At 52.9% G+C, this 25,879-nt stretch carries 21 protein-coding genes; 15 read left to right on the top strand and 6 right to left on the bottom strand.

All coding sequences use genetic code 11. The features are described 5' to 3' along the window. Window positions 1-29: 29 nt before the first annotated feature. Window positions 30-470 carry a hypothetical protein gene (locus tag SQ11_RS09025; RefSeq protein WP_041513829.1) on the top strand — a complete coding sequence of 147 codons (441 nt, stop codon included), beginning with the start codon at window positions 30-32 and terminating at the stop codon, window positions 468-470. 189 nt (window positions 471-659) lie between these two features. Here the strand turns inward: SQ11_RS09025 and SQ11_RS17550 are convergent, their stop codons facing one another. Further along, window positions 660-941 (bottom strand): hypothetical protein, encoded by a 282-nt coding sequence (locus SQ11_RS17550; RefSeq protein ID WP_198140830.1) that lies wholly within the window; start codon window positions 939-941, stop codon window positions 660-662. 246 nt (window positions 942-1,187) lie between these two features. On the opposite strand from SQ11_RS17550, the gene SQ11_RS09020 reads away from it, so the two are divergent. The 7 genes from SQ11_RS09020 to cls all read left to right on the top strand — a co-directional run bounded on the left by SQ11_RS09020 (window position 1,188) and on the right by cls (window position 6,776). After that, window positions 1,188-1,967: a Kazal-type serine protease inhibitor family protein gene (locus SQ11_RS09020; RefSeq protein ID WP_041513828.1), complete on the top strand. Its 780-nt coding sequence runs from the start codon at window positions 1,188-1,190 to the stop codon at window positions 1,965-1,967. Window positions 1,968-2,196: 229 nt separating this feature from the next. Next, window positions 2,197-2,376 (top strand): hypothetical protein, encoded by a 180-nt coding sequence (locus SQ11_RS09015; protein ID WP_156972454.1) that lies wholly within the window; start codon window positions 2,197-2,199, stop codon window positions 2,374-2,376. 71 nt (window positions 2,377-2,447) lie between these two features. After that, window positions 2,448-2,897 carry an Hsp20/alpha crystallin family protein gene (locus tag SQ11_RS09010; RefSeq protein WP_041513826.1) on the top strand — a complete coding sequence of 150 codons (450 nt, stop codon included), beginning with the start codon at window positions 2,448-2,450 and terminating at the stop codon, window positions 2,895-2,897. A 193-nt stretch (window positions 2,898-3,090) separates the two neighbouring features. Then, the gene (locus tag SQ11_RS09005) at window positions 3,091-3,594 is read left to right on the top strand and encodes a BCAM0308 family protein (RefSeq protein WP_041513825.1); all 504 of its coding nucleotides are present in this window, start codon (window positions 3,091-3,093) and stop codon (window positions 3,592-3,594) included. A gap of 116 nt (window positions 3,595-3,710) precedes the next feature. Beyond that, window positions 3,711-4,160, top strand: a complete 450-nt coding sequence (locus SQ11_RS09000; RefSeq protein ID WP_041513824.1) for a CBS domain-containing protein — start codon at window positions 3,711-3,713, stop codon at window positions 4,158-4,160. A gap of 228 nt (window positions 4,161-4,388) precedes the next feature. After that, complete coding sequence (locus tag SQ11_RS08995) at window positions 4,389-4,862, top strand: YbhB/YbcL family Raf kinase inhibitor-like protein (RefSeq protein WP_041513907.1); 474 nt, start codon at window positions 4,389-4,391, stop codon at window positions 4,860-4,862. Window positions 4,863-5,411: 549 nt separating this feature from the next. Next, window positions 5,412-6,776 carry a cardiolipin synthase gene (gene cls, locus SQ11_RS08990; RefSeq protein ID WP_041513823.1) on the top strand — a complete coding sequence of 455 codons (1,365 nt, stop codon included), beginning with the start codon at window positions 5,412-5,414 and terminating at the stop codon, window positions 6,774-6,776. Window positions 6,777-6,794: 18 nt separating this feature from the next. Here the strand turns inward: cls and SQ11_RS08985 are convergent, their stop codons facing one another. The 3 genes from SQ11_RS08985 to SQ11_RS08975 all read right to left on the bottom strand — a co-directional run bounded on the left by SQ11_RS08985 (window position 6,795) and on the right by SQ11_RS08975 (window position 12,092). Then, complete coding sequence (locus SQ11_RS08985; protein ID WP_041513822.1) at window positions 6,795-7,817, bottom strand: class I fructose-bisphosphate aldolase; 1,023 nt, start codon at window positions 7,815-7,817, stop codon at window positions 6,795-6,797. Between the two features lie 81 nt (window positions 7,818-7,898). Further along, the gene (locus tag SQ11_RS08980; RefSeq protein ID WP_041513821.1) at window positions 7,899-10,046 is read right to left on the bottom strand and encodes a hypothetical protein; all 2,148 of its coding nucleotides are present in this window, start codon (window positions 10,044-10,046) and stop codon (window positions 7,899-7,901) included. Between the two features lie 126 nt (window positions 10,047-10,172). Beyond that, window positions 10,173-12,092, bottom strand: coding sequence for an EAL domain-containing protein (locus tag SQ11_RS08975; protein ID WP_041513820.1), 1,920 nt, complete (start codon window positions 12,090-12,092; stop codon window positions 10,173-10,175). Between the two features lie 149 nt (window positions 12,093-12,241). Here SQ11_RS08975 and SQ11_RS08970 point away from each other — a divergent pair, with 149 nt between their 5' ends. From SQ11_RS08970 to SQ11_RS08955, 4 genes are all read left to right on the top strand, one after another. After that, window positions 12,242-13,165, top strand: a complete 924-nt coding sequence (locus SQ11_RS08970) for a histone deacetylase family protein (protein WP_041513819.1) — start codon at window positions 12,242-12,244, stop codon at window positions 13,163-13,165. A gap of 145 nt (window positions 13,166-13,310) precedes the next feature. After that, window positions 13,311-14,597: an ABC transporter substrate-binding protein gene (locus SQ11_RS08965; protein ID WP_041513818.1), complete on the top strand. Its 1,287-nt coding sequence runs from the start codon at window positions 13,311-13,313 to the stop codon at window positions 14,595-14,597. Next, window positions 14,594-18,721, top strand: a complete 4,128-nt coding sequence (locus SQ11_RS08960; protein ID WP_041513817.1) for a PAS domain S-box protein — start codon at window positions 14,594-14,596, stop codon at window positions 18,719-18,721. Before SQ11_RS08965 ends, SQ11_RS08960 begins: the two co-directional genes overlap by 4 nt. Before the next feature lie 154 nt (window positions 18,722-18,875). Further along, on the top strand, window positions 18,876-20,105 hold the full coding sequence (locus SQ11_RS08955; RefSeq protein ID WP_041513816.1) for an EAL domain-containing protein: 1,230 nt from the start codon (window positions 18,876-18,878) through the stop codon (window positions 20,103-20,105). A 42-nt stretch (window positions 20,106-20,147) separates the two neighbouring features. On the opposite strand, the gene SQ11_RS08950 is transcribed toward SQ11_RS08955, so the two are convergent. Beyond that, window positions 20,148-20,522, bottom strand: a complete 375-nt coding sequence (locus SQ11_RS08950) for an Mth938-like domain-containing protein (RefSeq protein ID WP_041513906.1) — start codon at window positions 20,520-20,522, stop codon at window positions 20,148-20,150. Between the two features lie 239 nt (window positions 20,523-20,761). Here SQ11_RS08950 and SQ11_RS08945 point away from each other — a divergent pair, with 239 nt between their 5' ends. The 3 genes from SQ11_RS08945 (at window position 20,762) to thrC (ending at window position 24,907) form a co-directional block, all read left to right on the top strand. Next, complete coding sequence (locus tag SQ11_RS08945; protein ID WP_041513815.1) at window positions 20,762-21,991, top strand: pyridoxal phosphate-dependent aminotransferase; 1,230 nt, start codon at window positions 20,762-20,764, stop codon at window positions 21,989-21,991. Window positions 21,992-22,075: 84 nt separating this feature from the next. Further along, window positions 22,076-23,392, top strand: coding sequence for a homoserine dehydrogenase (locus tag SQ11_RS08940; RefSeq protein ID WP_041513814.1), 1,317 nt, complete (start codon window positions 22,076-22,078; stop codon window positions 23,390-23,392). A 96-nt stretch (window positions 23,393-23,488) separates the two neighbouring features. Further along, the gene (thrC, locus tag SQ11_RS08935; RefSeq protein ID WP_041513813.1) at window positions 23,489-24,907 is read left to right on the top strand and encodes a threonine synthase; all 1,419 of its coding nucleotides are present in this window, start codon (window positions 23,489-23,491) and stop codon (window positions 24,905-24,907) included. Between the two features lie 181 nt (window positions 24,908-25,088). Here the strand turns inward: thrC and SQ11_RS08930 are convergent, their stop codons facing one another. After that, on the bottom strand, window positions 25,089-25,865 hold the full coding sequence (locus SQ11_RS08930; protein WP_041513812.1) for a gamma-glutamyl-gamma-aminobutyrate hydrolase family protein: 777 nt from the start codon (window positions 25,863-25,865) through the stop codon (window positions 25,089-25,091). Window positions 25,866-25,879 lie beyond the last annotated feature (14 nt).

Raw genomic sequence — 25,879 nt, 5'->3', positions numbered from 1 at the left:
CACTTTCATTTTATTTGGGTACAATTATCATGAAAACGGAATTCGGAAAATTTCTTGCCGCGTTATCAATGGTGGGACTCATGGCCGCGGTAAGCCCATCCGCAATGGCAACCGAAAACCCTGCTATCCTTGCGGCGGCGCAGAAGGCTGTAACCAGCCATGATCACATCGCGGTAGCGAAATCCCTTGAGGCCGAAGCCAAGCAGATGCAGGCAAAAGTACAGGAACAAAAAGAGTTGCTTGAACAGTATGAGAACAAGAGCTATCTCTACGGAAGACAAGCACAGGACCTGCAATCTCATACCGGTGCTTTAGTACGCCAGTATGAGCAAATCATGAATGACGACATAAAAGAAGCCGCTGCCCATCGGCAAATAGCATCAAAGCTCGACGAAAACCATGCTGCATCCGATACTCAAACGCTTAGCGCAGCGAGTGGATTGCATCAAAGCAGCACCATGCTGCAATAGTATTATTCCTCTATCCGGTAAAAACGGGGCAAAGCCGGGTTAGCTACGCTAATCCGGCTTTGCTCTTTCATGCTGAATTTTTCCCATCTCCTCGAAATGCCTGCTGGCAGGTTAATTCCGTCGCAGCTCGTCGTTTTTATTGTCTGGGGGGCAACTTTTCCGCGTAACTGGCGGAGTTCAAACGATCTTTCATAGGGTCAATCCCTTGTTCCCTCGCTTCTGTTTATCGTCATCGAATCCATGCAAATCGAACGGCAACACCTGTTCAATGGGTCGCCCTGATTCACCACTGTGCTCCAGGTGGCGCGGCACTCCGTCCATCCGGTGAAGATATCGAATAAGAGTTAGATTCGAGACGAAATCACGGCCGAAATCGACGCACCGTGCCGCCGTATCGGTCCCACGAAGCCGGGATACTGGACAGCGTTCGATATCCCACCTTATTGCCCGAATCGGGATCAGTACTGCCATAGTGCTCGCATATTACCTCAAAGTCGTCCTTCCCCATGTTTGCTCATGTCGATACTCCTTTGGTTGGTTATCGACAATTTGAGATATCGTATGCTCATGATGCATTCCTCCCGATCATTGTTATTCGAATAAATCTTATTCGAATAAATCATCCAAGCTTTACTTTTCCATTTTTTTTGCTACAAAAAGAGTGCGATATATCCATAGGATAGGACAGAAGTATGGACGCCGTGATGGGAGGAAAAAATGAAAAGACTGGCCTATGCTCTCCTGATTGGAGCGTTCGTGCTCAACAACACGTCCGTCTTCGCCGAAGACCTTGCGGATCCTGCCGAACGTGCCGTGAATATCACTCTCACCAATGATGGACGAGGTCTCGATAACGCCGCCTTGCGATCAGTTCGCAAGTTGGTGGGGCAGGCAATTGCTGCCGGCGCCATCGATACATTCGCTGTTTATAGCCCAAGGGCGGATGGACCCATTCCGATCGAAGGCGGTTTATTCGCATGCGCGGAGGCCGGTTTCAACGCAACACCAAAAAAGTTTAATGCCTTTGTCAAGCAGCTGCGTTCAGTTCATCCCAAGGCAGGTACATTCCTTGATGTGGAGTTTACTGCGCAATGCAAGCCCGTCGGTTCGGGTGGTTCCGGCGGGCAATCGCTGACTTGTGGCGGAATAGCTGGAGAAATCTGTCCTGACGCGCAACAATACTGCGATTTCGGTATCGGTCGATGCAAGATGCCGGACGCGCAAGGCACATGCAAGACCAAGCCTACGATTTGCACAAGGGAATTCAGACCCGTATGCGGTTGTGATGGCAAGACGTACGGGAACGCATGCACAGCGGCTGGCGCCGGCATATCCGTTGAGTACGAGGGTGAATGCAAGAAGACCGGGCCGCAAGCCTGTGGTGGCATTGCGGGAATCCAATGTACCGGCGGTGGAACTTGCGTGGACGACCCCGCTGATGATTGCGACCCCAAGCAGGGTGGGGCGGATTGCCCGGGAATTTGCAAAGCCAAGTAGATCATTCCTAATGTTAGGAAGCGCACAGAAAACCACCAGGGATCATTGATAATTAGTAAGCTCTGCCATTAAATTAAACTAAGCAGTCAAACGACGATAAGCTATCTGGATAAACCTTCAACTCATTAAAGGTCATATTTTGTCAAGCAAACCATTAAGTCCTCCCGGTACGAAAAGCAAGAAAAGAAAGAAACATGGAAGCGAATTTGTTGAACAACCAGCAAAATTCATGTCAATCGAGTCAACGGCAGCGAAAGCCCGTGGAGCAGTCAAACGCAAGGCAGGAGAACGGAGAAATAACTATCAGACGATTTCCACTGCCCTTTATTATCGAACTGAGCGGCGTGGCGGCCAGGAAGTGGATGTCATGCCTGGCGTAGATGAGGCATCGTATGACGGTGGGGACTAGTCTTCTTGGTAATCAAAATTGGTCAGAAGGCGACGTTGAAGAAATTTTACTAATTGCAAAGGAGAATTATCATGGCGAATATCATGCGGCATTCCCCTCTTTTCGGCGAAATGACGCGTCCCGATCCATTTTACAATGTTGAAGACTGGTTCAAAAATTTTGGGATGCGTCCATTTTCCGCGGAAATGGAAAATGCTCCCACAATCAAGATGGATCTGACCGAAAACGATACGGCTTATACCGTACGCGCGGAAATGCCGGGAGTAAAGAAAGAGAATGTCAAAGTGCAAATAGATGGCAAACAGGTTTCCATCAGCGCCGAGACCAAGGAGGAAAAAGAGGAAAAGGAAGGGGAAAGAGTCATTTGCCGCGAATGCCGTCAGGGGTCGGTTTACCGGAGTTTTACTCTAGGCAGCGAGGTGGATGAAACCAAAGCTGAGGCCAAGTATGAGAATGGTACTTTGGAACTAGTACTCCCGAAGAAGGGTGGAAAAACCGCCAAGAGGATTGAGGTTAAATAAAGCGGATTTCATTGCGGGATGACAAACGGCGGCTATGCATTGATGGAGTGAATCGAGTCTCGCGGTTTGATTCGGGCATTCACTTTCTTGCCTTGAAAATGAAGCCGCGCCTCCCGGTGACTTCGGCTATGGCGGCAGGATAATCGGCGGTCGGTTGGAATATATACTTTTTCTTCATCATAGGAGTCGCACCATGAGCACAGAAGGCAAATTACCCGGCTTCCAGCGAGTTTCCCGGGATGATGGCCTCTTTCAGGAGCATGTGCACGATACCTATAAAGCAAGGCGCAAGCTGCCGGAGCCTACCGTTTGCCCCCAGTGTGGGGCAGTATTTCATGAAGGACGCTGGCAATGGGGCAAAGCCACCACCGATGCCCATCAGGAAACCTGTCCCGCCTGCCATCGCATGCACGATCATTTTCCCGCCGGATTTCTAACCTTGCAAGGGGCGTTCTTTCTCGCTCATCGCGAGGAAGTCATGCATCTTGTGCACAATGTGGAAAAACGTGAGCGGGCCGATCATCCGCTCAAGCGGATCATGGCAATTGAAGAAGAAGAGGATGCAACCCTATTGACGACGACGGATATTCATCTTGCCCGTGGCATTGGCGAAGCGCTACATCACGCTTATCAGGGTGATCTGGAGTTTCACTACAATCCGCAAGAGTATCTGTTGCGCGTAAGCTGGGCACGCTAAACAGGAGTTACAGCCTGACGAGATCGAAGTCCGCGATATTTTCCGTCGGACCTATCGGAACAGGGCGTCATGCATTTGCCATATAGTATGAAATATTTAATGAATTGGAGGGCATCATGCCTGCCGGTGAAATATGTAACCGTGATGTTGTTATCCTGAAACGTGACGATACCATTCTGGAAGCTGCCAAGCTCATGCGGCAGCATCATGTCGGCGATGTGCTGGTTGTCGAAGAGCGCGGTGACGTCCGGGTTCCGGTCGGGATTGTTACCGACCGCGATCTCGTGGTGGAAATCATGGCGCCGGATCTCGATCAGAAAGTTATCACCGTGGGCGATATCATGATGCGGGAATTGGTCACGGTGAAAGAAAACGTAGGGGTTTTCGAGGCAATTCAATACATGCGCAGCAAGACGGTAAGGCGATTGCCGGTCGTGGATGAAAACGGTGGACTGGTAGGTATTCTGACGCTCGATGACTTGTTGGAGCTATTGTCGGAAGAATTGCTCGCCATTGCCAAGCTGGTGAAATATCAACGCCAGAAAGAAACGAGACATCGTCAATAATAGCCCCTTGAAAAGGAGTATATCATGCTGCTGACTGGCAGATTGCCGAAACTGGGTGGCGAGAAGGGAAGGACTGTTCCCATATCGTAGCAAATGGAAACCGGATCTCATTTCATCGGGTGGAGGTACATTGGTGTTGTTGCCGCCTCGCTCGGAATCGCCTTGGTCTGTATCGTGGCGGGAGCGGCTGAAACGGAACCGTCCGTAAGCAAGAAGGAGAAAACTATTATGTCCATGACCATTACTTCATCATCTTTTCCCCACCAGGGAGTCATTCCCGTTCGCCATACTTGCGAGGGCCATGATACTTCCCCCGAACTTTTCTGGAATGACGTACCCGAGGGTACGAAGAGCCTGGTTTTAATCATGGATGATCCGGATGCGCCTGATCCGGCTGCGCCTAAAAGAACCTGGGTGCATTGGGTGTTATATAACATCCCGGTCAATTCCGGTGGTTTGCCCGAGGCCGTTGCGGCAAGAGATCTCCCACCAGGAACCCTGGAGGGGCTTAATGACTGGCAGCGTACCGGCTACGGCGGACCTTGCCCTCCGATAGGCAGCCATCGCTATTTTCATAAACTCTACGCTTTGGATACCGTACTGCCGGACTTGAATCAGCCCACCAAAGTAAAGCTGGAGCAAGCAATGCAAGGGCATATTCTTGCCCATTCCGAACTGATCGGGTTATACCAGAAGCATTAACTGCTCATTTGGCATCTCAAGCACGTCCAAAAGTGGCGGTAACATCACGGTACGGTCGTAAGTCCGGTTGTAATCCCGACTATGCCAATAACATGCTTCATGGACAACCTGTGGAGCGCTCGGACGTGATGCGCAGAAATTTCCCCTCTTTCCCACATTCCCCACCCGGCTAAATACTTCAGGTAGTTGCAGGCCGCCCCGCGGCCCATGGGAGACATCCATAGTCCGTCCCCTGTCAGCCGCACTTTTTTGCGGCATGTTTCGATACGATGACAGCAAATAAAGTGGTATCCAAGACTAATATTGATCAGTCATGTTTCAGGCAGGAGGGTTGAGATGCAAAAGTATGTCGAGAAATTTCACACTTGACGGTGGTTCAGTCGATAACTATTTGACTGATCTGTTTGGAATGATTCTTGCTTTCAATATTTTGTAACTTTAGATTTAATTCCGTGTAGTAAACATGGGTATTAATTCTCAAGCAGGGATGTGCAAGTGAAACGCGCCAAATGTAACCGGTAATATCAAAAACCTGAGGAAATGGAATTCATGATGATTCAGAAGTGTGCGGGGGTATTGTGCCTGATATTGCTGGCTGGCTGTGGTTCCCTACCACTGCCGGATAGAATGGCGCATACAACCCATGCGGTACGTGTAAACGGCGCGCAGGGTCCGCTTCCTCCCCAGAAAAGTGAGGCAATCCTGGCAGGACTGAAGAACGGGAGCCCAAAAACGAACATCTTTGACAGGCATCTTGCGCAAGTCGAGGAACTGATGGGAAGCCCGTTGGTGACGGGCAATAAGGTAACGTTGCTGCTTGATGGCCCTGCTACCTACAAATCGATGTTTTCCGCGATACAGGGAGCGAAGAATCACATCAACATGGAAACCTACAGTATCGAGGATGATGAGATTGGTCGTCGTTTCGTGGATGCATTGATTGAAAGGCAAAAGAAGGGTGTACAGGTGAATTTTATATACGATAGCGTTGGATCGGGTAATACGCCTAAAGAATTCTTCAAGTCAATGATGGACAGCGGCATCAACGTACTGGAATTCAACCCCATTAATCCATTGGCGCCTCGCAAGAAATGGGAGGTGGGACGCGATCATCGCAAGCTGCTCGTGGTTGACGGCCAGATTGCCTTTGTGGGCGGCGTCAATATTAGCAGCGTGTATTCCAGCGGATCCTTCACTCGATCAAAACCGCGTACACCGGATACCCCACCGTGGCGTGATACCCATCTACGTATTGAAGGGCCGGTTGTCAGCGATTTTCAGAAATTATTTCTCTCAACGTGGGAAAAGCAAAAGGGTGAATCACCGGTGTCGAAATCCTTTTTTCCGAAGATGGGCAGTAGAGGCAATGAAGTGGTGCGTGCCATTGGCAGTTCGCCCGATGAATCTTACAACACCATTTATGTCACGCTGCTATCAGCGATTAACAGCGCCGAGACCCATGCATATATTACAACCGCATATTTTGTGCCTAACCCGCAATTGCTTGCTGCATTGAAGGGCGCTGCCCAGCGCAATGTCGACGTGCGCTTGATGCTACCCGACAAAACGGATTCGAATCTGGTTTATTATGCTTCGCATTCCTACTACGATGAACTGCTGAGTGCTGGCGTGAAGATCTATGAGCGGGAGGATGCGCTGCTCCATGCGAAGACCGCGCTTATAGACGGCATTTGGTCTACCATAGGCTCGACCAACCTTGATTGGCTCAGTTTTCAACACAATCAGGAAATCAATGCTGTGATTCTCGGACAAGATTTTGGTGAGCAAATGAAAGCGATGTTCGAGAAAGATATTGAATCTTCCACGCTTGTCACCCTTGAAAAGTGGCGCGAGCGTTCCATTGGTATGCGCCTCAAAGAGCTTGGCGCACGCCTGTGGGCCCGATGGATCTGATATCGGACAAGCTATGCGTTATTTGTCCATTTCCATTGCCCGGTTATATTTTCCTTCTCGGGCCAAACCGTTTAACTGGCAACGCCTGAAAAATATCTCTTGTGCCGCGGCGACATTGCTTTCCTTTCCCTTCCAGGTGGCGAGAACCGGTGCCTGAAGTGCGCGCCCATAGGAAAAACTGAGCTGCCAGGGATACGATCCCATGGCATTCATGGCGTTCAGGTGATCGGTGGCATCCTCCGCGCTTTGGCCGCCGGATAGGAACACGATCCCGGGAACCGCGGCCGAAACGTAGCGCTTGAGGCAATGAACCGTAGCTTCGGCGACATGCCGCACGCTGGCCGGATGTGTGCACTTCATCCCGTCAATCACCATATTCGGCTTGAGCAGAATACCTTCAAGTATCACACGGTGGGCACTAAGCTCCGCGAACAAGTTCTCTAGCATTTGCGACGTGACCACTTCGCAGCGATCAATATCCTGAATGCCATCCATGAGTACTTCGGGTTCGACGATGGGCACGATATCCGCCTCCTGACAGAGGGCGGCATAGCGCGCCAGCGCGTGGGCATTTGCATGCATGGCGTATGCCGAAGGAATATCGTGCCCGTCAATCTGGATAACGCCTCGCCATTTCGCAAATTTCGCACCCAATTGTTTATACTCCGCGAGCCGTTCACGCAAGCCGTCCAGACCCTCGGTGATTGTGTCACCAGGGTACAGTGCCAGCGCTTTTGCGCCTTTGTCCACCTTGATGCCGGGAATGATCCCCCGGCTTGACAGCAGTTCGGCGAAAGGAACGCCATCGCGGGAACGTTGGCGCAGTGTTTCGTCAAAGAGAATAACGCCACTGATATAGCGCTCGATACCATCGGTGGTAAAAAGCAGTTCACGGTATCGCCGGCGGTTTTCCTCGGTCGCTTCAAGCTTGATCGAGTCAAAACGTTTCTTGATCGTGGGGTTGCTTTCATCCGCTGCAAGAATACCCTTTTGTTGCGCGACGATGGCACCTGCTACTGACTTGAGTTTATCAACGTCCATTTAGCGATTCTCCGAAAAAGGTGAATTCATTTCTTTGAGAAAATGAGAAGGTGCGCTGGGGTGCATGTCCGTCTATCTCCATTATTGAATGGAGGGGGCTCCGAAAATGCCCATATACCAGAAGCCGATCAAAGCACCGATGATACCCGCAATCACAATGTAATAAGGCCACATCGGTTTCTTATCCTCAAATGGGTCGGTCAGGGAGCGACGGGCGCCTTGGGGCAAATACGCGAGCTTGGTCAATGATGTGCCGAATGGAATATTGATGCGCGCGCGGGCGTTGATGGCCCAACCGTTCGCATCCAGCACCGGGCCGAGGTTGCGTTTCTTCAACTTGAACCAGGCTACAATCATTGCCGGTCCCGAAATCAGCAACATCAGCCCGAATATGGCCAAAGGTATTTGCCAGAATTTCAGTCCCAGTATCCCGCTGACCAGTGAAGCAAGAATGCCGCCGATCGCGCCGATTGCCAACCCTATCGCGGCAAAAATCCCCGCGAACTTGCCTACATCGAAGGGAGGCTTGGGCGGTGGAGGGGGCGTGCCAGCTACTACGGGTGTACCGGTTTCCATCGCCGCTTTGATCAGTTTCTCATCCGCCGCCGCAGCCCTCGATGAGGCCAATTTTTGCAATTGCGCGCTAATGAACTTGCTCAGTTTTTTATAGGGGGACCAGAATGCCTGCCGAATGCTGATCGGATGGTCGAGGATGCGCACGATGGTCGCATCCCAATCCTGGCCTTTCCGGTCATAGAAAATGCCATTCCGTCCAACCATGAGAAAATCAGAATCGCCGGCGGTAAATGCGGCGGCAATACTCATTTTTTCCGCGCCACCATTGCGTACACAATCGCAATATGCCAGATACAGCCCGCTCATATTGGCGAACTCCGCGTGCTTGCTTATATCCTCAACCCTAACGCATAGATCGCAACTGCGCCCGTCCAGGTACAGTGTACCCAGTTGAAATATCGCTTTGTCCCTTCCGGTATAGAAGCTGCGAAATGATACGAAATTATTTACCAGATTGAATAAATCGCGGTTATAACGCAATAATTTTTCCACCGAGCGAATTGCTTTTACTTCGGTTTCCACCGCCTTGTCCCGGCTGATCAGATTATCGATTGCTTGCTTATGCCCACTGCCGAAAATCTCACGCAAACGCTCTCCTCCCAACTCCTCCGCACAACAGGCAGGTTTGGATGTTTGCCATGCGTCAAATGCTGAAAACTTGGTGCAAAGTGCTACCCACTCCGCGGCGAAAAGGCTATCTTTATTGCCAAACAATGGCACGATGGCTTGCTCACGTAGTGCATCCACCTGTGTCTGCCAGGCGGGATTTATACCGGAGATTAATGGCAGGGGTTTATCGGGTTCCACCGTTGCCAGTGGAAAATTCGCTATATCAGTATTTTGCGCCGATAACGTTTGTGCAGCGATATTCTGATAATCCTCTGCGGAACGGCTCAATGGCACTGCTGCGCGCGCATCATAAGCGGCCAGCTGGCAACGCGTGAAGTAGTCGCTGACCTTGTTTCTGATGGCATGAAAAGCGTCGGCAGCCGCTTGCGTCTTCTCCCCTAGAAACCGGATATCTGCATCGCTGTCTCCACTGGCTTGCCAATCCGAATAAGCAGCAACTTCGGTAAAAAAAGTATCAGTTATTTCCTGGTTGATACCCGCATTCCCGCTTAAATCGGGAACAGAGCCGCGATACTTGATGATGTCTTCGACGGTCTTACGCAATTCCGCATCCGCAATCTGGCCGGAATGAATCACGCCATCGCCATTGAATTCAAGGCCCGCCACAAACTTCTCGATGTCAGCCATGTCAGCAAGCGAAATCTCTGTCGCATCGGCTTTATTCAGACATTTGAGAATGTACTGAGCTGAGATGAGCACCTGCTGTCCTTCTTCACTGCCATCATCGATATCGGCCAGGGCCACGGAATCCGAACCTTTGACCAGCAGGTCTGGATTCTTCAGTAAACCACCTGCCCATGCGATAGCCGAAAGCACTTCATTTGCATGCACATGCGCATCCGTATCATGGTCAATCAAGTCGAGTGTTCTATTGTCGAACTCTATGCCGCGTGTAGGACAACTCAGTGCCACCCATAGCTTCTGATCCAGCTCTTTCAAAGCTAGTAGATCCGCGCCGCTGTCAATTTGTACCTGATCGAAACCACCTGCCCGGAAAAAATGCCATGTGTGCGAGGAAGCCATGATCTGTCCTTATAATGGATGATTGATGGGGGGATATGAAACTGTAGAGTATGAGAAAGTTATAAGTCTAGTATGTCAGTTTATCAAGGTAAAATTCAGACCGATGATACTTGAAGCAAGGAGGCATCACTTTACACCGGGTCCGGTAAGGCCATCAAAGCCCAGTTTTATCAATGCCTTTTGCTCCGCCTCACTTTGCACGGCAACGGCGATGACAATGATGCCAATGCTGTGGGCCAAGCTGCATAAGCCTTTCAAGAACTTCTGATTATTCTTTTTCTGATTGATGCCGCGCACGAAGCTGGCGTCGATCTTGAGATAGTCAAGACCGAGATCCGTGAGTTTCTGGAATTCGCCGAAATGGTGACCGAAGTGTTCTATGCCGATACGGCAGCCGAGTTCCTTGAAAGTATGGCAGAAATCACGAAAAGCTTCGAACTCCCGGAATGCGCCGTATTCCGGCACTTCGAGCCAAAGCCGGCGACATAATTGGGGGTACTGGCGCAGTAAATGCGCGAGCTGGTTGCGGAAACCCCAATCGGTAATCGTTTCAATGGAGAGGCCAACCGCGATTTCGCCGGCTTGGGACCGCAAGGCATGACGGATGGCATTCAGATCAACCGGGCCGGTGAGATTGAGGCGAGCGGCGATGGCGATGAAATCGCTCGCGGCCAGCCAGTCTCCATCACGCTGGGCCTGGAGACGGATAACGGCTTCTTGATGCAGTTGTGCTCCGGCTGGATCAACCACAGGCTGAAGCATCAGCTTGAAGCGATCCTCATTCAGTGCATCGCTGAAGATATGTCGCCAGTCGCTGATATTGGCGGAAGACAAAAGAGAATTGCTTGCTTGCCCGGCGATGACATGCCAGGCATTGATTCCTTTCCTCTCTGCGGTGGCTAGCGCATTGTCGGCACTGGCGAGAATTTCATCCGGCTTATCGCCATGCTGATAATGGATAGCGCCGATATGGCAGAAGTCGGCGGTTTCACTATCGGCTTGTGGCAGCAGTGCAGTCAGTTCCATGGTCAACTGATTTGCGAATTTGCCCGCATCATCGATATTCGGAATGACGAGTACAAAATCCGATCCGTTCAGACGGGCGGCCAGGCGATCCGGCGCTTCGCTGGCCACGTTTGCCATGAGCGTGCCTATCTGACAAAGCAGATTGTTGGTCCCGGTATGACCAAGTTTTCGGTTGATCTCCGCTAGATCATTGAGACGTATGATGAGAAGAATACCGCTTTGTATATCTCCTGAAGCGGTCTCCCCGGTATTCAATGCATCAGGGAGATGGTTCATGAAGTAGTCTCGATTGGCGAGGCCGGTAACGGGATCATGATGGATCTGCTTATGCAAGGCTTCCAGCTGCGAAGTCTCCTCGATAAACCTGTTATGCAGGCGTCTTACCAGATCATTGATGGCTCGGGCGATGCTACGCAGTTCCGGAATGCGGGGTTCGGATATGGTGAGGAAGCGCCGCTCCGTAATAGCCTCGGCCTGGCCGACCATCGCGGCCAATGGCCGCTTGATGCTATGCAGTATCAGCATACCGATGAGTCCGCTGAGGGCACCTGCTATCAGAAACCAGACTATCAGTGTTTCAGTCTGCTCCCAAAGCGCCTGCTGGGCGAGGTGAGGGTGACTGACCACCTTGACGACGCCAAACTGCATCCAGTTATCCGAGATTTGGGCACGGCCTGCTTCGGCATGAATGGGGAAGAGATCGATAAACCATTCGGGAGCGGCATCGCTTACCCGATTCTGCACCCGTTCGGCGACAACCTTGCCATCGGGAGAGATAATCGAGATAGTCTCATACTGGCCGCTATCGAAAAGTGCCGTAATCTGCAGCCCGATCGTAATCGGATCCTTGCTCAGCTGAGATATGGAAAGAGCGAGGGAATTGGCACTATCGATGTTTTTCCGATGAAGCTGCTGCTCAAGATAGCTTCGCGTGCTTTGCATGCTTACCGCAAAGCTGCCTATGAAACTTGTCAAGGTGACCAGTATAACGGCCAGCCAGAGTTGTCGAAAAAGAGACATTGGACGCCTGATTTTTTTATTTCTTTAAGTTAAAGCGGGTACTGTCTCAATAAGCTGAGTAACATGAGGCAAAGGTTATCACGGAGTGGGCAGCGGTTTCAATTTCGAGCCGCAGCTACTTTCCTGGAACGGGAGGCTTTTAATTACATATGCGTACCGCTTTCATTTCCCATCCCGATTGCCTGCTGCATGATATGGGGCCCCATCACCCCGAACGCCCGGCGCGGCTCAAGGCTATCGAGGAAGAGTTGACCGCTTCCGGTCTGATGGATCGGCTGGAGCGTCACGTTGCGCCATTGGCGACTCTCGAACAGCTGAGGCGCGTGCACACGCCGGAATATATTGCTTCACTGGTTGCCAAAACGCCTTCCACCGGGATCGCATATCTCGATCCGGATACGACGATGAATCCGCACAGTCTGGCGGCGGCTTATCGTGCCGCGGGGGCGGTGATTCTGGCGGCTGATCTGGTGATCGGCGGGCATGCCGCAAACGCTTTTTGCAGTATTCGTCCACCGGGTCACCATGCGGAACGTGACAGGGCGATGGGTTTCTGCCTCATTAACAATATTGCGGTGGGTGTCGCTCATGCGATTCAGGCGCATGCTTTGGACCGCGTCGCGATAGTGGATTTCGATGTGCACCATGGTAACGGTACCGAGGACATTTTCCGAGATGATCCGCGCGTCATGATGGTATCCACTTTCCAGCATCCTTTTTACCCTTATAGCGGTATTGCGGGACGCTCCGCGCGCATGGTCAATATTCCGCTGACCGCCGGTGGCAACGGCAATACATTCCGCGCGGCGGTAAGTGAATTCTGGCTGCCGGCGCTCAAAAAATTCAAACCGCAGATGTTGTTTATTTCCGCCGGCTTCGATGCGCATCAGGACGACGATCTCGCTTCGTTGAATCTGCTGGAGGCTGATTACGCGTGGGTAACGGAACGAATCAAGGAGATTGCGCGGGCTTATGCCAACAATTGGATCGTATCAGCGCTAGAGGGGGGATATGCGTTACCCGCCTTGGGACGAAGCGTGGTCGCTCATTTGAAGGTTTTGAGCGAGCCCTGACCAGGGATCGCTACCCTGAAGAGCCTCGGCAAAGATATTTCCTTTAGGATTGTTTCTTACAGTGACCATTGGTCTATGATAAGAGTAGCATTGAGATTATCCGGCTATCTGGATGACGGTTGTTTTCATAAGGGGAAGATCAAGTTTGGCGACCCGCTATAAAACGCACGTTTTTCTTATTCTCTTGCCTATCCTGCTGGGCGCCGGCGTTTGGATGTGGAGGCAGCACTCGGCTGCGGAGCTGAGCATCAGGGTCGGGGTGCTGCATTCTCTCTCGGGTATCATGGCACCGAGTGAGAAACCCTTGGTGGATGCCCTCCAGCTGGCCATTGAAGAGGCCAATGCGGCGGGGGGTGTCAATGGCCGAAAGATCGAGGCCGTAGTCGTCGATTGCCGCTCCGATCCAGTTTATTGCGCCGAGCAGGCGGAGCGCCTGATTACCAAGGAGCAGGTGCAGGCGTTGTTTGGTTGCTGGACATCGGACTGTCGCAAAGCGGTGAAAACGGTCGTGGAAAAGCACCATCACCTGCTCTTTTACGCGCTGCAGTATGAGGGAATGGAGCAGTCGCACGAAGACATGAGACAGTCGCCCAATATCCTCTACGGCGGCGCCGTGCCCAATCAGGTGGTCATGCCGGCGGTGCATTGGGCGCTGAGTAATCTCGGCAAGGCGGGTAAACGCGATAAACGCGGCAAGCGAATCTATCTTGCGGGATCGGATTATGTCTTTTCCCGTGTGGTGCACCTCCTCATCAAGGACTTGCTGGCCGCGCATGGCGCGGAAGTGGTTGGAGAGCGATATCTCTCCTTGAACCAGCCCGATATGGAAGATCTAGCGGCGGATATCCTCGGTCAGCGGCCAGATATGGTATTGACCACCATCAGTGACATCCACAATGCCGCGTTCTTCCGGGCGATCGCCAAGAGCGGAATCAGTCCGGATGAAATCCCCGTATTATCGTTCAGTGTCACCGAGGTGGGACTGACGGCTCAGGATTTTAAGACGATGACCGGTCATTACGCCGCGCGAGGTTATTTTCAAAGTATTTCATCTCCGAAGAATCAAGCGTTCGTGAACCGATTCCGTGACCGCTTCGGTCGGCATGCGGTAATAGACGGGCCGATGGAGGCCTCTTATGTCAATATGCAAATATGGATCAACTCCGCACGGGAGGCGGGTTCGGGCGATGTGGTGCAGGTACAACGCACAATTTTGCGCCAGAGCTTGCCTGTTCCCGCAGGAGTGGTGGCAGTCGATCCCATCACCCATCATATCTGGAGGATGGCGCGCGTCGGTAGAGCTCGCGACGATGGCCAGTTCGAGATTGTCTGGGAGTCGGGGCGGCCGCTCGAGCCGGCGCCATTTCCCACCTATCGGTCGCGCGAAGAGTGGGATCGATTGCTTGAAGCCGTTCCCGGGTGGAAACCATGAGGTTCACTTCACTTACGCAGCGCTTCGCGGTGTGGTTCGTGGGTGTCTCGTTGCTGCCTATCCTGATAATCGGTTACAGCCTGTTGCGCACTTTCGAAATAGAGATGCAGAAAACGGCCATCCAGCAAGTTTCCGCCATCGCCGATATGAAGGCGGAGCAGATCGACAGCTATTTGCGTGAACGTCTTCTCGATGCCAGGGTTATTCAGACAGATAGCGCTATACGCACAGCCATGCGCGAATTTGCCCGGGTATATAGCCAGAGCGGGGTGAAATCCTGGGCCTATCGTCAGCTGGATGCCCAATATCGCGAGCAATTCAAACGTTTTGTCGAGGAAGCTGATTACTATGATTTGTTTCTGATTTCACCCTCGGGTGAAATAGTCTATACCGATGCTCATGAATCGGATTTCGCTACCAGCCTGATTACCGGTCCCTATCGGAACAGCGGCCTGGGTGTCGTGACTCGCGAAGCGCTGGATACCCTTCAAAACGGCGTCTCGGACTTCGAACATTATGCGCCTTCGCGCAACAGGATCGCGGCTTTCATGGCATTTCCCATCGTGGTTGAGGGGAAGCTTGAAGGTGTGCTGGCATTGCAGATCTACAGTGAACGCGTGTTCCAGGTGGTGCAGGACAATGTGGGGCTGGGGGCGAGCGGCGAAACCGTGCTGACCCGGTTTCTGAACGAGCGCACCGCGCTGGTGATGGCTCCATTGAAACATGAGCCTGATGCGGCACTGGAGCTCAAGATACCCCTCCGTAACGCGCCGTTTGCGGTGGTTACCCAAAGTGGCTTGCATGGCGAGCGTGGAGGCGGCCTGAAAATGGATTACCGCAGCAAGGAGGTAGTCGCGGCGTGGCGGTATTTGCCTCGCATGAACTGGGGCATCGAGGTCAAGATGGATGCGGACGAGGTATTCGCTTTCCTGGAACGCGTGCGCACGCTTAGTTTGCTGATTCTCGGTCTGACACTCGTTGCCGCCATCCTGGGTGCAATTTTATTTAGCCGGCGTGTCGTCACGACCTTGAAGAACCTCAGCCACAGCGCTCAGCACATCGCCGCAGGCAATCTGCAGCAGCGCGTACCGGTGGTGGGGTGGGACGAGATCGGGCAACTGGCCAGCACCTTCAATACCATGACGGAACGTCTGAATGCCAGCAACCGGGAGAGGGAAGGCGCTGAAAATAACCTGCGGCAGCTCAATCAGGAGCTGGAAAATAGAGTTGCGGTGCGCACCGCCGATCTGGAGCGCGCCAACGCAGCCCTGATCAGCAAGGAGGAAGAAACGCGCTCCATCGTCGAGCACATGGTGGATTGCATCATCACCATCGATGATAAAAGCATCATCCGCTCAGTCAATCCCGTCATCGAAAAACTCTTTGGTTACACCCGCGATGAAGTGATCGGCCAGAATATTTCCCTGCTCATGCCCGAACCCCATCGTAGTGGCCACGATGGCTATATCGAGAGGTATTTCCGGACCGGGCGGGGCCGCTGCGAATTCGACCATATTCTTACACTTGAAGTCGAGGGATTGCATAACATCGGCATGGGCCGTGAAGTCGTGGGACGGCACAAGAATGGAGAGCCTGTTGATGTATATGTTGCGGTCAGCGAATATTTCGTGGGAGGGAAGCGTTATTTCACCGGTGTTCTGCGAGACATCCACGAGCGCAAGCAGGTGGAGCAGGCTTTGCGCGGCAGCGAGCAGCGTCTTCGAGCCATCGTGGACAACCTGGGTGCCCTCGTCGGTGAAACGACACCAGCCGGAGTTTTCGTGGAGATCAACCGCACCGCTCTGGAGCTGGGCGGCCTGCGGAGCCAGGACGTCGTTGGCAAGCGGCTGGATGAGACATGGTGGTTCTCTTATAACCCGGAAGTGCAGAGACAACTCCGCGAGGATATTGAACGCGCTCAGGGGGGCGAGATAGTGCGTCGCGATGTCGAGGTGCGTATTGCCAATGGTAGTCTTATGACGATCGATTTCATGCTTGCGCCGGTCCGCGACGCCGAAGGTCGGGTGGTCAAGCTGATACCTTCAGGCGTTGATATCAGTGAAAGAGTCCTTATCATGAAGGACCTGGAGCAGGCCCGGCTGGATGCCGAACAAGCCAACCAGGCAAAATCGATTTTTCTTGCAGCCATGAGCCATGAAATACGCACGCCCATGAACGGCGTGATTGGCATGGCGGATGTGTTGCAGCAAACCAGCCTCAGCGGCTACCAGATGGAGATGGTCGATCTGATCCGTGAATCGGCCTTTGCCTTGCTGGAAATCATTGATGATATTCTTGATTTTTCCAAGATCGAGGCGGGCAGGCTGGAAATCGAAGAAGCACCGATGTCGGTGGTGAATGTGGTGGAGAAGGCTTGCAACATGCTCGAAAGCCTGGCCGCAAGAAAAGGAGTGGAGCTCACTTTATTTCTTGATCCCGCGATTCCTGACGAAGTTCTTGGAGATGCCCTGCGGTTGCGTCAGGTGCTGGTCAACCTCGCCAATAACGCCATCAAATTTTCCAGCGGGCAGCAGGAGCCAGGGCGGGTGTCGGTACGTGCGCTGCTGGCCGGGCACAGCCTGGATCAGGTAAAAGTAGAGTTCCAGATCTGCGATAATGGCATTGGCATGAGCGAAGAGACTCAGGGGCGGCTCTTTACCTCGTTCACTCAGGGGGATGCCTCCACTACGCGCCGGTTTGGCGGTACCGGCTTGGGGCTGGCGATCTCCCATCATCTGGTGCAGTTGATGGGTGGCGATATCTCGGTACAAAGTGCGTTGGGCAAGGGTTCCACGTTCACCGTGCGTTTATCCTTCGTGCCACTGCCAGCCAAACCCATCACCGCCAAAGTTGTGGATCTGACCGGCATTTCCTGCCTGGTGCTGGGCGACGAGAAGGGACTGAGCGACGATCTGGCTGTATATCTGAGACACAGCGGTGCAGCCGTTGAACGCGTGCTGGATCTGGCGGCAGCCCGGGAACGAATCGGTACACTGCCCCCCGGTTTATGGTTGCTTATCATCGATGCGGGGCACGATACGCCACCGGTCGAAGAATTGCGCACTGCCTGCCATTCCCGGCCCGATCTCGATCCGCATTTCGTCGTCCTGGAACATGGGCATCATCAGCCTGATATTGAGCCCCGCTTTGTCGTAATCAGGCGCGGCCGGCGCCGTCATGAGCGCTCCGAGGCGGTGGATACCGTCACGCTGGATGGGGACGTCATGCATCGCGACGCTTTCCTTCGTGCGGTGGCTATCGCGGCAGGGCGGGTCCAGGAGGAAGCGGAAGCACAGCCGGCGGACAAGGTAGAGGCAGTGGTTGCACCATCGCGCGAGAAGGCCATGCGTGAAGGGACGCTGATTCTGGTGGCTGAGGACAACGAGATCAACCAGAAAGTGATCCGCCAGCAGCTCTCGCTGCTCGGCTATGCGGCGGACATTGCCGGCGATGGCCGGGAAGCGCTGAAACGCTGGGAGAGCGGCAACTACGCGGTGCTGCTTACCGATCTGCATATGCCGGAAATGGACGGCTATCAGTTGACCGCGACCATTCGCCGCACTGAACGGGACAAAACTCGAATTCCCATCATCGCATTCACTGCCAATGCTCTCAAGGGAGAAGCCGAGCATTGCCGCTCTGTTGGCATGGATGATTACCTGAGCAAGCCGGTGCAGCTTGCCCACTTGAAAGCGGTATTGCATAAATGGCTGCCGCTTCCAAAATCAGTTACCCCGGCGCCTGCGGTGGCCGCCGTCCCTGTCACGCCAGCGATCGCGGAAAGATCAATGGATGTGAGTGTTCTCGAAGCGCTTGTGGGGAACGATCCGTCGATAATCGACGAATTCCTGCGGGACTTTCGTGCCAGTTCAGCCCGAATAGCGGCGGATTTGCGTGCGGCTTTACAGGCGGGAGAAGCGACCACGGCCGGCGCGGTGGCCCATAAACTCAAGTCATCGGCTCGTTCGGTCGGCGCACTGATACTAGGCGATCTCTGTGCCGAGATGGAAAAGGCGGGGAAGGCGGGAGACATTGAGACTGTGAAAGCGCTAATGCCCCGCTTCGAGTCGGAATTGGCTGTCGTGAATAGGTATATTGATTCGTCACACCCAACCTCTGAATGAACCTTCGGGATACTCCCATTCGGGTTGCTGGTAAAATCGGATGTTCACCGTGTTGCGCTCCTTGGCATCTCAGTCGAGCCAAGGCCGGTGCTGTGCCATGTGGAGAAAGTACGCGGTTGTTTTTCCGTATAACGATCGGAAGGGAAAGAATACCATGGTCGAAAGATCCGCAGTCAAGATTCTAGTGCTTGACGATGAATCCTTTATGCTCAAGCTGTTGAACCGTATTCTGTCAAATCTGGGATTTACTTCGGTCACACTTTGCGATAGCGGACGAGTTGCCCTGGATCGGATAGGCGATTTGGATTCGCAGCCAAACCTGATTTTGCTGGATCTCAACATGCCGGAAATGGATGGCATAGAGTTCGTGCGGCATCTGGTCGGCCGGCACTATACCGGCAGTCTCATTCTGGTGAGCGGCGACGACGAACGCATATTGCAGACCGCGGAAAAACTGGTGCAGGCGCATAAAATCCAGATACTTGGGCACCTGCATAAGCCCGTCAAGCCGGAGACGTTATCCGCACTGCTGGAGAAGTGGACACCTCCGTCCACCGGTGGACCCGGAATAACGAAGAAAGCCTATGGCGCGGACGAGTTGCGGACCGCTATCGACAATGGAGAGCTTGTCAATTACTACCAGCCCAAAGTGGCGGTAGCGAATGGAGAAGTGGTAGGCGTGGAAACACTGGTTCGGTGGCGTCATCCCGTCGACGGCATCGTATTCCCCGATCAATTCATCGGAGTGGCCGAAGCCTTTGGGCTGATTGACGATCTGACGCAAATGGTATTCGCCAGCGCGGTGACACAGGCCAAAGCCTGGCAACAAGCGGGACTGACATTGCGGGTGGCGGTCAACGTATCGATGGACAATCTGGCATCGCTGAGTTTTTTGAATTTCGTTACCGAGCTTACGGCCAAAACCGGTGTGGCGCCGCAGGATATGGTCCTGGAAGTGACGGAGAGCCGGTTGATGCTGGATACGCGAGCTCCACTTGAGATACTGACTCGATTGCGTTTAAAGCGTTTCCGGCTCTCAATCGATGATTTCGGCACTGGACACTCATCTTTGGCCCAGTTGCGCGATATTCCGTTCGATGAACTCAAGATCGATCAGGGTTTTGTGCACCGCGCCTGGGCCGACGAGACGTTGCGGGCAATGTATGATGCCAGCCTATCTCTGGCGAGACAGCTCGGCATGGAGGTCGTGGCCGAAGGTGTCGAGGACCGGAATGATTGGGACCTTCTATACCGCACGGGATGCGATCTCGCTCAAGGGACTTTTATGTCACGGCCCATGCTGGCTGCGGATCTGCCCGCCTGGATCGAGAGCTGGCGGGCGCGGGTACGCGACGAACTGTCCGTCCCCGCAGTCCAGGAATAAACCGGCACACCGAGAGCCGGCGGACACCAAGGAAGGATGAGCTTATTCAGAGATGAGCAGCGCTGCCGCCACACGCCTTCCTTCCGCTGTCAGTATGTTGTAAGTACGGCAGACCGCATTGGTATCCATGACTTCCACGCCGACTTTTGATGCAATCAGCTTTTTTGTGAGGGAGGTGTGAGGAAAGCGCAGGGTTGCCCCCGTCCCGAATAACACCATTTCAGGCTGCAATGGGAGCAGAAGCTCGAAGTGCTCTGCTGTAAGCTGCTCAAAGGTTGCAGCCCCCCAGTTTTCAATGATGCGGTCGGGTAAAAGAATCAGATTGCGCTCGTAGCGTGTCTGATTGACCAAGACATATCCGGCCCCATAACCGGTGAACATGTTTTGTTCGGAAAATCCCGAAAGATGCAGTTTCAAGCAAGGCTCCATTTGCGACAGATTCGCGTGTCGGGTAACATTACATGTTTTTCGCGTTGCAATAAAGCGGAAAAAACCGGCGATGCTGCGGGTTTTTTCAAGTTCCACCGAATTGGCTGCGTAACATACTGGATAAAATGCAGAAACCCCGACGCTGAAACCTTGTCATAGCGACGATTTTTCCCGGCGCATGATCGGATCATTTCGCAGACCGTTTTGCGGATCAACCCTCTCAATTCATGCAACCTATACTGAAATCCAGCAAACTGGCGAATGTATGTTATGACATACGCGGGCCGGTGCTTGACCACGCCAAGCAAATGGAGGAGGAAGGGCATCACATAATCAAGCTCAATATCGGCAATCCGGCATTATTTGGTTTTGATGCGCCCGCGGAAATTCTGCAGGATGTCATCTACAATTTGTCCGCCGCTTCCGGCTATTGCGACTCCAAAGGTTTGTTCGCTGCGCGCAAGGCGATTATGCACTATACGCAGGAGAAGCAAATTCGTGACGTGCGGATGGAGGACATCTACATCGGCAATGGTGTTTCCGAATTGATCGTGATGGCCATGCAGGCATTGCTGAATAGCGGCGATGAAGTGCTGATTCCGTCGCCAGATTATCCGCTATGGACCGCTGCGGTCGTGCTTGCAGGAGGCACAGCGCGGCACTATGTGTGCGATGAGCAATCCGGCTGGTTGCCTAACCTGGACGATATTCGCGCCAAGATTACCTCGAATACCCGCGCCATTGTCATCATTAATCCCAACAATCCTACCGGCGCGCTTTATCCGGACGATTTATTGCATGAAATCATCGAGATTGCCCGCCAGCATCACCTTATCATCTATGCGGACGAAATTTACGATAAAGTGCTGTACGATGATGCGACGCATACTTCGATTGCTTCCTTGGCGGATGATGTGCTGTTCATCACCTTGAATGGGTTATCCAAGAACTATCGGGCAGCTGGATTTCGTTCCGGTTGGGCAGTGGTTTCAGGAAAAAAACAGTTTGCCCGTGATTATATTGCGGGACTGACCATGCTGGCCTCGATGCGGCTGTGCGCAAATGTACCCTCGCAGTTCGGAATTCAGACCGCGCTCGGCGGCTATCAGAGCATTAATGATCTGGTCATGCCCACCGGGCGGCTTATGCGCCAGCGCGATCTCGCCTGGAAATTGCTGACGGATATTCCCGGCGTTACCTGTTTCAAGCCGAAGGCCGCGATGTATTTATTTCCGCGTCTGGATCCAGAAATGTACCCAATTGAAAACGATCAGCAGTTTGTGCTGGATCTGTTGATTGAAGAGAAGGTCCTGCTGGTCCAGGGTAGTGGTTTCAATTGGCCATATCCGGATCACTTTCGCGTGGTATTTTTACCGAATAGTGACGATCTTAGCGAGGCGATAGGCCGCATCGCGAATTTTCTTGGGCGATATCGCAAGCGTGCCGGACGTGAGTGAATCTAAAAATAAACCGCAGGAAAGTGCAAGATTTCCCGCCGCATATCCGCTTATCAACTCATCCGTTAATTTAATTCATCCATTATGAAACCCATCAATGTAGGCCTGTTAGGTATCGGCACCGTCGGCGGTGGCACCTTTACGGTACTCAAACGTAATCAGGAAGAAATTACCCGCCGTGCCGGGCGAGGCATCGTCATCAGGATGATTGCCGATCGCGATGTGGAAAAAGCACGCAGGATGGTGAGTGACGATGTCATAATCACAGCCGATGCGAACGAAGTCGTGACAAACCCCGACATTGACATCGTGGTTGAGCTGATTGGTGGTTATACCGTTGCGAAGGAGTTGACGCTGAAGGCTATCGAGAATGGCAAGCATGTCATTACCGCCAATAAGGCATTGCTCGCTTCGCATGGTACGGAAATTTTTGCTGCCGCGCAGAAAAAGGGCGTGATGGTTGCGTTCGAGGCGGCGGTGGCGGGCGGCATCCCCATCATCAAGGCATTGCGTGAGGGATTGACCGCTAACCGCATTGAATGGATTGCCGGAATCATTAATGGCACAAGTAATTTCATCCTGTCCGAAATGCGCGATAAAGGGCTGACGTTCGATACCGTGCTGAAACAGGCGCAAAAACTGGGGTATGCCGAAGCCGATCCAACTTTTGACGTCGAAGGGATCGATGCCGCACACAAGCTAACCATCATGGCCGCCATCTCCTTTGGAATTCCCATGCAGTTCAACAAAGTTTATACCGAAGGCATCACAAAATTAACCCGTGAGGATATCCGGTATGCTGAAGAACTGGGCTACCGTATCAAGCTGCTGGGTATTACGCGGCGTACGGCCAAGGGTATAGAGTTGCGTGTCCATCCCACGCTGATACCCGCGCGGCGGTTGATTGCCAATGTGGAAGGGGTGATGAACGCCATTGTGGTAAAAGGCGATGCGGTGGGCGCTACTTTATATTATGGCGCGGGGGCGGGTGCCGAACCTACCGCCAGTTCGGTAGTGGCGGATCTTGTGGATGTAACCCGCATGCATACCTCCGATCCGAAGCACCGTGTTCCCCACCTCGCTTTTCAGCCCGACCTGCTGTCGGACACACCCATCCTGGCAATGGAGGACGTGGAAACTTCATATTATCTGCGGTTGCGAGTAATGGATAAACCGGGGGCGCTGGCCGATATCACCCGCGTCCTTGCCGATCTGGGCATTTCCATTGACGCAATGGTGCAGAAGGAGCCCAGCGAGGGAGAAGATCAGGTGGATATCATCATGCTTACCCATTTGGCAGTTGAAAAAAATATAAATGCTGCGATTGCCAAAATCCAGAAACTTCCGTTGATGACCGGTAAAGTCACACGCATCCGGCTTGAAGAACTGAATAGTAAATAATATACGGCGCTTTCGGCATTCGCTTCCAGGCGGGCGCGAACAAGGAATGTCAGCGCGGAAAAACATTCTCTGTTCTTTTCTTTTGTGGTGAAAAAAATGCATTACATTTCGACCCGCGGCGGCATGCCGCCAAAAAAGTTTTCCAAAATTCTCCTGGCCGGCCTGGCTCCCGACGGAGGGTTGGCGATGCCCGAAACATATCCGGCAATCAGCCCGGGCGGATTGGACAAGTTGCGCGGCCTGAGTTATCAGGAGCTTGCGTTTGAAATCATTTCCCGTTTTGCGGATGATATCCCCGCTGCCGATTTGCGCAGCATAATCGCGGATACTTACACTGCCGGATTATTCCAGAGCAAGGAAATTGCCCCACTTAAAACGCTGGAGCCAGGGTTGCACATTCTGGGATTGTCCAATGGGCCTACGCTGGCATTCAAGGATATCGCCATGCAATTGCTGGGTAATCTGTTCGAATATGCGCTGGCTAAAACAGGCGACGATCTCAATATCCTCGGGGCCACCTCCGGCGATACCGGGCCCAGCGCAGAATATGCCATGCGCGGCAAGCGCGGCATTCGTGTGTTCATGCTGTCGCCCCAAGGGAAAATGAGTCATTTCCAGACCGCGCAAATGTTTTCCCTGCAAGATCCGAATATTTTCAATATCGCCATTCGCGGCGTATTCGACGACTGTCAGGATATTGTCAAGGCGGTCAGCAATGATTATGCGTTCAAGCAGAAATACCATATCGGTACGGTCAACTCGATAAACTGGGCGCGCATCCTGGCGCAGACCGTCTATTATTTCAAGGGCTATTTTGCCGCCACCCGTTCCAACACCGAGCAGGTGTCGTTTGCAGTGCCGTCCGGTAATTTTGGCAATATTTGTGCGGGCCACGTGGCGCGTATGATGGGATTGCCGATCAAAAAATTGATACTTGCCACGAATGAAAATGAAGTGCTGGATGAATTTTTCCAGACCGGTTGCTACCGTCCACGGGCCACGGCGGAAACGGTGCATACCAGCAGCCCGTCGATGGATATTTCCAAGGCATCCAACTTCGAGCGTTTCATTTTTGACCTGACCGGGCGAGACACGGCCAAGGTGAAAGAACTGTGGCGGTTGGTGGATAAGGGGGGCGCCTTCGATATCGCCGGTACGCCGTTATGGGAAAAGGTAAAGGACTTTGGCTTCGTGTCAGGAACCAGCAACCATGCGGCGCGTATCGCCACGATACGCAATATCCGGGACCGATACGGCGTACTGGTGGATCCGCATACCGCGGACGGTTTGAAAGTGGGGTTGGAGCATCGCGAAGACGGGGTACCTCTAATTTGCCTGGAAACCGCGTTGCCGGTTAAATTTTCCGAGAGCATTGTCGAGGCCATTGGGCATGAACCGGGGCGTCCGGCCGGATATGAGAATCTCGAAAGCCTGCCGCAGCGGTATGTGGTGATGAATGCCGATGCGGATGCAGTCAAGGCATTTATGGTTGAGCAGACTTCAGGAATCTCCTAATAAATCCGTTGTCGGCATAAACCAGCTCTAAATTCGGCAGTTGGAGGGGGGCGTGCGATTGTGATGTGCAGGCAGGCACAATGTCGTGGAACACTCTACGCAACATTTTGAATCTTCCCCTTGCTGGTTCTTGTGGGCTTAGCCAGGAAGGGGGCTTAGTCAGAAAGTTTTTTAGGTTTCTTTATACGCGCTGTTTTTTGGCGGCAGCAAGGAAATCATCCAATATGGGTCCAGAGTCAAGGAGTTCGCTGGCGCCGGCGTGAAACTCGGGATGCCACTGAAATGCGACGACATAGGATTCCCCGCGCATGCGTATGGCTTCGATAATACCATCGCTGTCCGATACCGCCTCAACCAGCGAGTCCCGTCCCAGCCGCTTGATTGCCTGATGGTGAATGCTGTTGACAAGGTGGATATCCGTGCCCTCATACAGTTTCGCCAGTGTGGAATTCTCTTCAATATGAATAGCATGCCGGTGCTGGTCGTAGAGCACAGGGTCCACATGCAAAATGGCATTGGGGCGTTCAGTGGCGATATCCTGATAGAGATTTCCACCCAGCGCGACATTGATAAGCTGCAGCCCGCGGCATATACCCAGCACGGGTTTACGCTGTACGACACATTCCCAAAATAACTCTATTTCGTAGAGATCGCGCACCCGATCACCTGACCATTCTGGCCGCGATGGGGTTTCTCCATAAGAAATGGGGCTGACATCCGCACCGCCTTGCATCACCAGGCCATCTATTTCCTTTACATAATCGCTCACACGCACACTGGAACGTTCCACGCCCCCCGACTCGATGGCAGGCAGCATGAAAACCAGCGCTCCACGACGCATGATCCAGTGGGCGACAGTCTGTTCAAGGTACTGTAGAGTTTTATTGCGAAAACCTAGTTCCGCGGGCGGATGATGCAGGATACGTGGCGACAGGCCGATACGTAGCGGGCGTGTCATGTGAGGTGGCTATG

Source organism: Nitrosospira sp. NpAV (assembly GCF_000832065.1).
Lineage (GTDB): Bacteria > Pseudomonadota > Gammaproteobacteria > Burkholderiales > Nitrosomonadaceae > Nitrosospira.
Note: the sequence above shows the minus strand (reverse complement) of the source record. Positions and strands in the feature narration are given on the sequence as shown.

What these genes read in the sequence shown, in the direction of transcription:
- SQ11_RS08995 (WP_041513907.1), top strand. Translation starts at nt 4,389, where the DNA reads ATGTCCATGACCATTACTTCATCATCTTTTCCCCACCAGGGAGTCATT.
- SQ11_RS09020 (WP_041513828.1), top strand. Translation starts at nt 1,188, where the DNA reads ATGAAAAGACTGGCCTATGCTCTCCTGATTGGAGCGTTCGTGCTCAAC.
- SQ11_RS17550 (WP_198140830.1), bottom strand. Translation starts at nt 941, where the DNA reads ATGGCAGTACTGATCCCGATTCGGGCAATAAGGTGGGATATCGAACGC.
- SQ11_RS09010 (WP_041513826.1), top strand. Translation starts at nt 2,448, where the DNA reads ATGGCGAATATCATGCGGCATTCCCCTCTTTTCGGCGAAATGACGCGT.
- thrC (WP_041513813.1), top strand. Translation starts at nt 23,489, where the DNA reads ATGCATTACATTTCGACCCGCGGCGGCATGCCGCCAAAAAAGTTTTCC.
- cls (WP_041513823.1), top strand. Translation starts at nt 5,412, where the DNA reads ATGATGATTCAGAAGTGTGCGGGGGTATTGTGCCTGATATTGCTGGCT.
- SQ11_RS09025 (WP_041513829.1), top strand. Translation starts at nt 30, where the DNA reads ATGAAAACGGAATTCGGAAAATTTCTTGCCGCGTTATCAATGGTGGGA.
- SQ11_RS08940 (WP_041513814.1), top strand. Translation starts at nt 22,076, where the DNA reads ATGAAACCCATCAATGTAGGCCTGTTAGGTATCGGCACCGTCGGCGGT.
- SQ11_RS09005 (WP_041513825.1), top strand. Translation starts at nt 3,091, where the DNA reads ATGAGCACAGAAGGCAAATTACCCGGCTTCCAGCGAGTTTCCCGGGAT.
- SQ11_RS08975 (WP_041513820.1), bottom strand. Translation starts at nt 12,092, where the DNA reads ATGTCTCTTTTTCGACAACTCTGGCTGGCCGTTATACTGGTCACCTTG.
- SQ11_RS08985 (WP_041513822.1), bottom strand. Translation starts at nt 7,817, where the DNA reads ATGGACGTTGATAAACTCAAGTCAGTAGCAGGTGCCATCGTCGCGCAA.
- SQ11_RS08980 (WP_041513821.1), bottom strand. Translation starts at nt 10,046, where the DNA reads ATGGCTTCCTCGCACACATGGCATTTTTTCCGGGCAGGTGGTTTCGAT.
- SQ11_RS09000 (WP_041513824.1), top strand. Translation starts at nt 3,711, where the DNA reads ATGCCTGCCGGTGAAATATGTAACCGTGATGTTGTTATCCTGAAACGT.
- SQ11_RS08960 (WP_041513817.1), top strand. Translation starts at nt 14,594, where the DNA reads ATGAGGTTCACTTCACTTACGCAGCGCTTCGCGGTGTGGTTCGTGGGT.
- SQ11_RS08955 (WP_041513816.1), top strand. Translation starts at nt 18,876, where the DNA reads ATGGTCGAAAGATCCGCAGTCAAGATTCTAGTGCTTGACGATGAATCC.
- SQ11_RS08930 (WP_041513812.1), bottom strand. Translation starts at nt 25,865, where the DNA reads ATGACACGCCCGCTACGTATCGGCCTGTCGCCACGTATCCTGCATCAT.
- SQ11_RS08945 (WP_041513815.1), top strand. Translation starts at nt 20,762, where the DNA reads ATGCAACCTATACTGAAATCCAGCAAACTGGCGAATGTATGTTATGAC.
- SQ11_RS09015 (WP_156972454.1), top strand. Translation starts at nt 2,197, where the DNA reads ATGTCAATCGAGTCAACGGCAGCGAAAGCCCGTGGAGCAGTCAAACGC.
- SQ11_RS08970 (WP_041513819.1), top strand. Translation starts at nt 12,242, where the DNA reads ATGCGTACCGCTTTCATTTCCCATCCCGATTGCCTGCTGCATGATATG.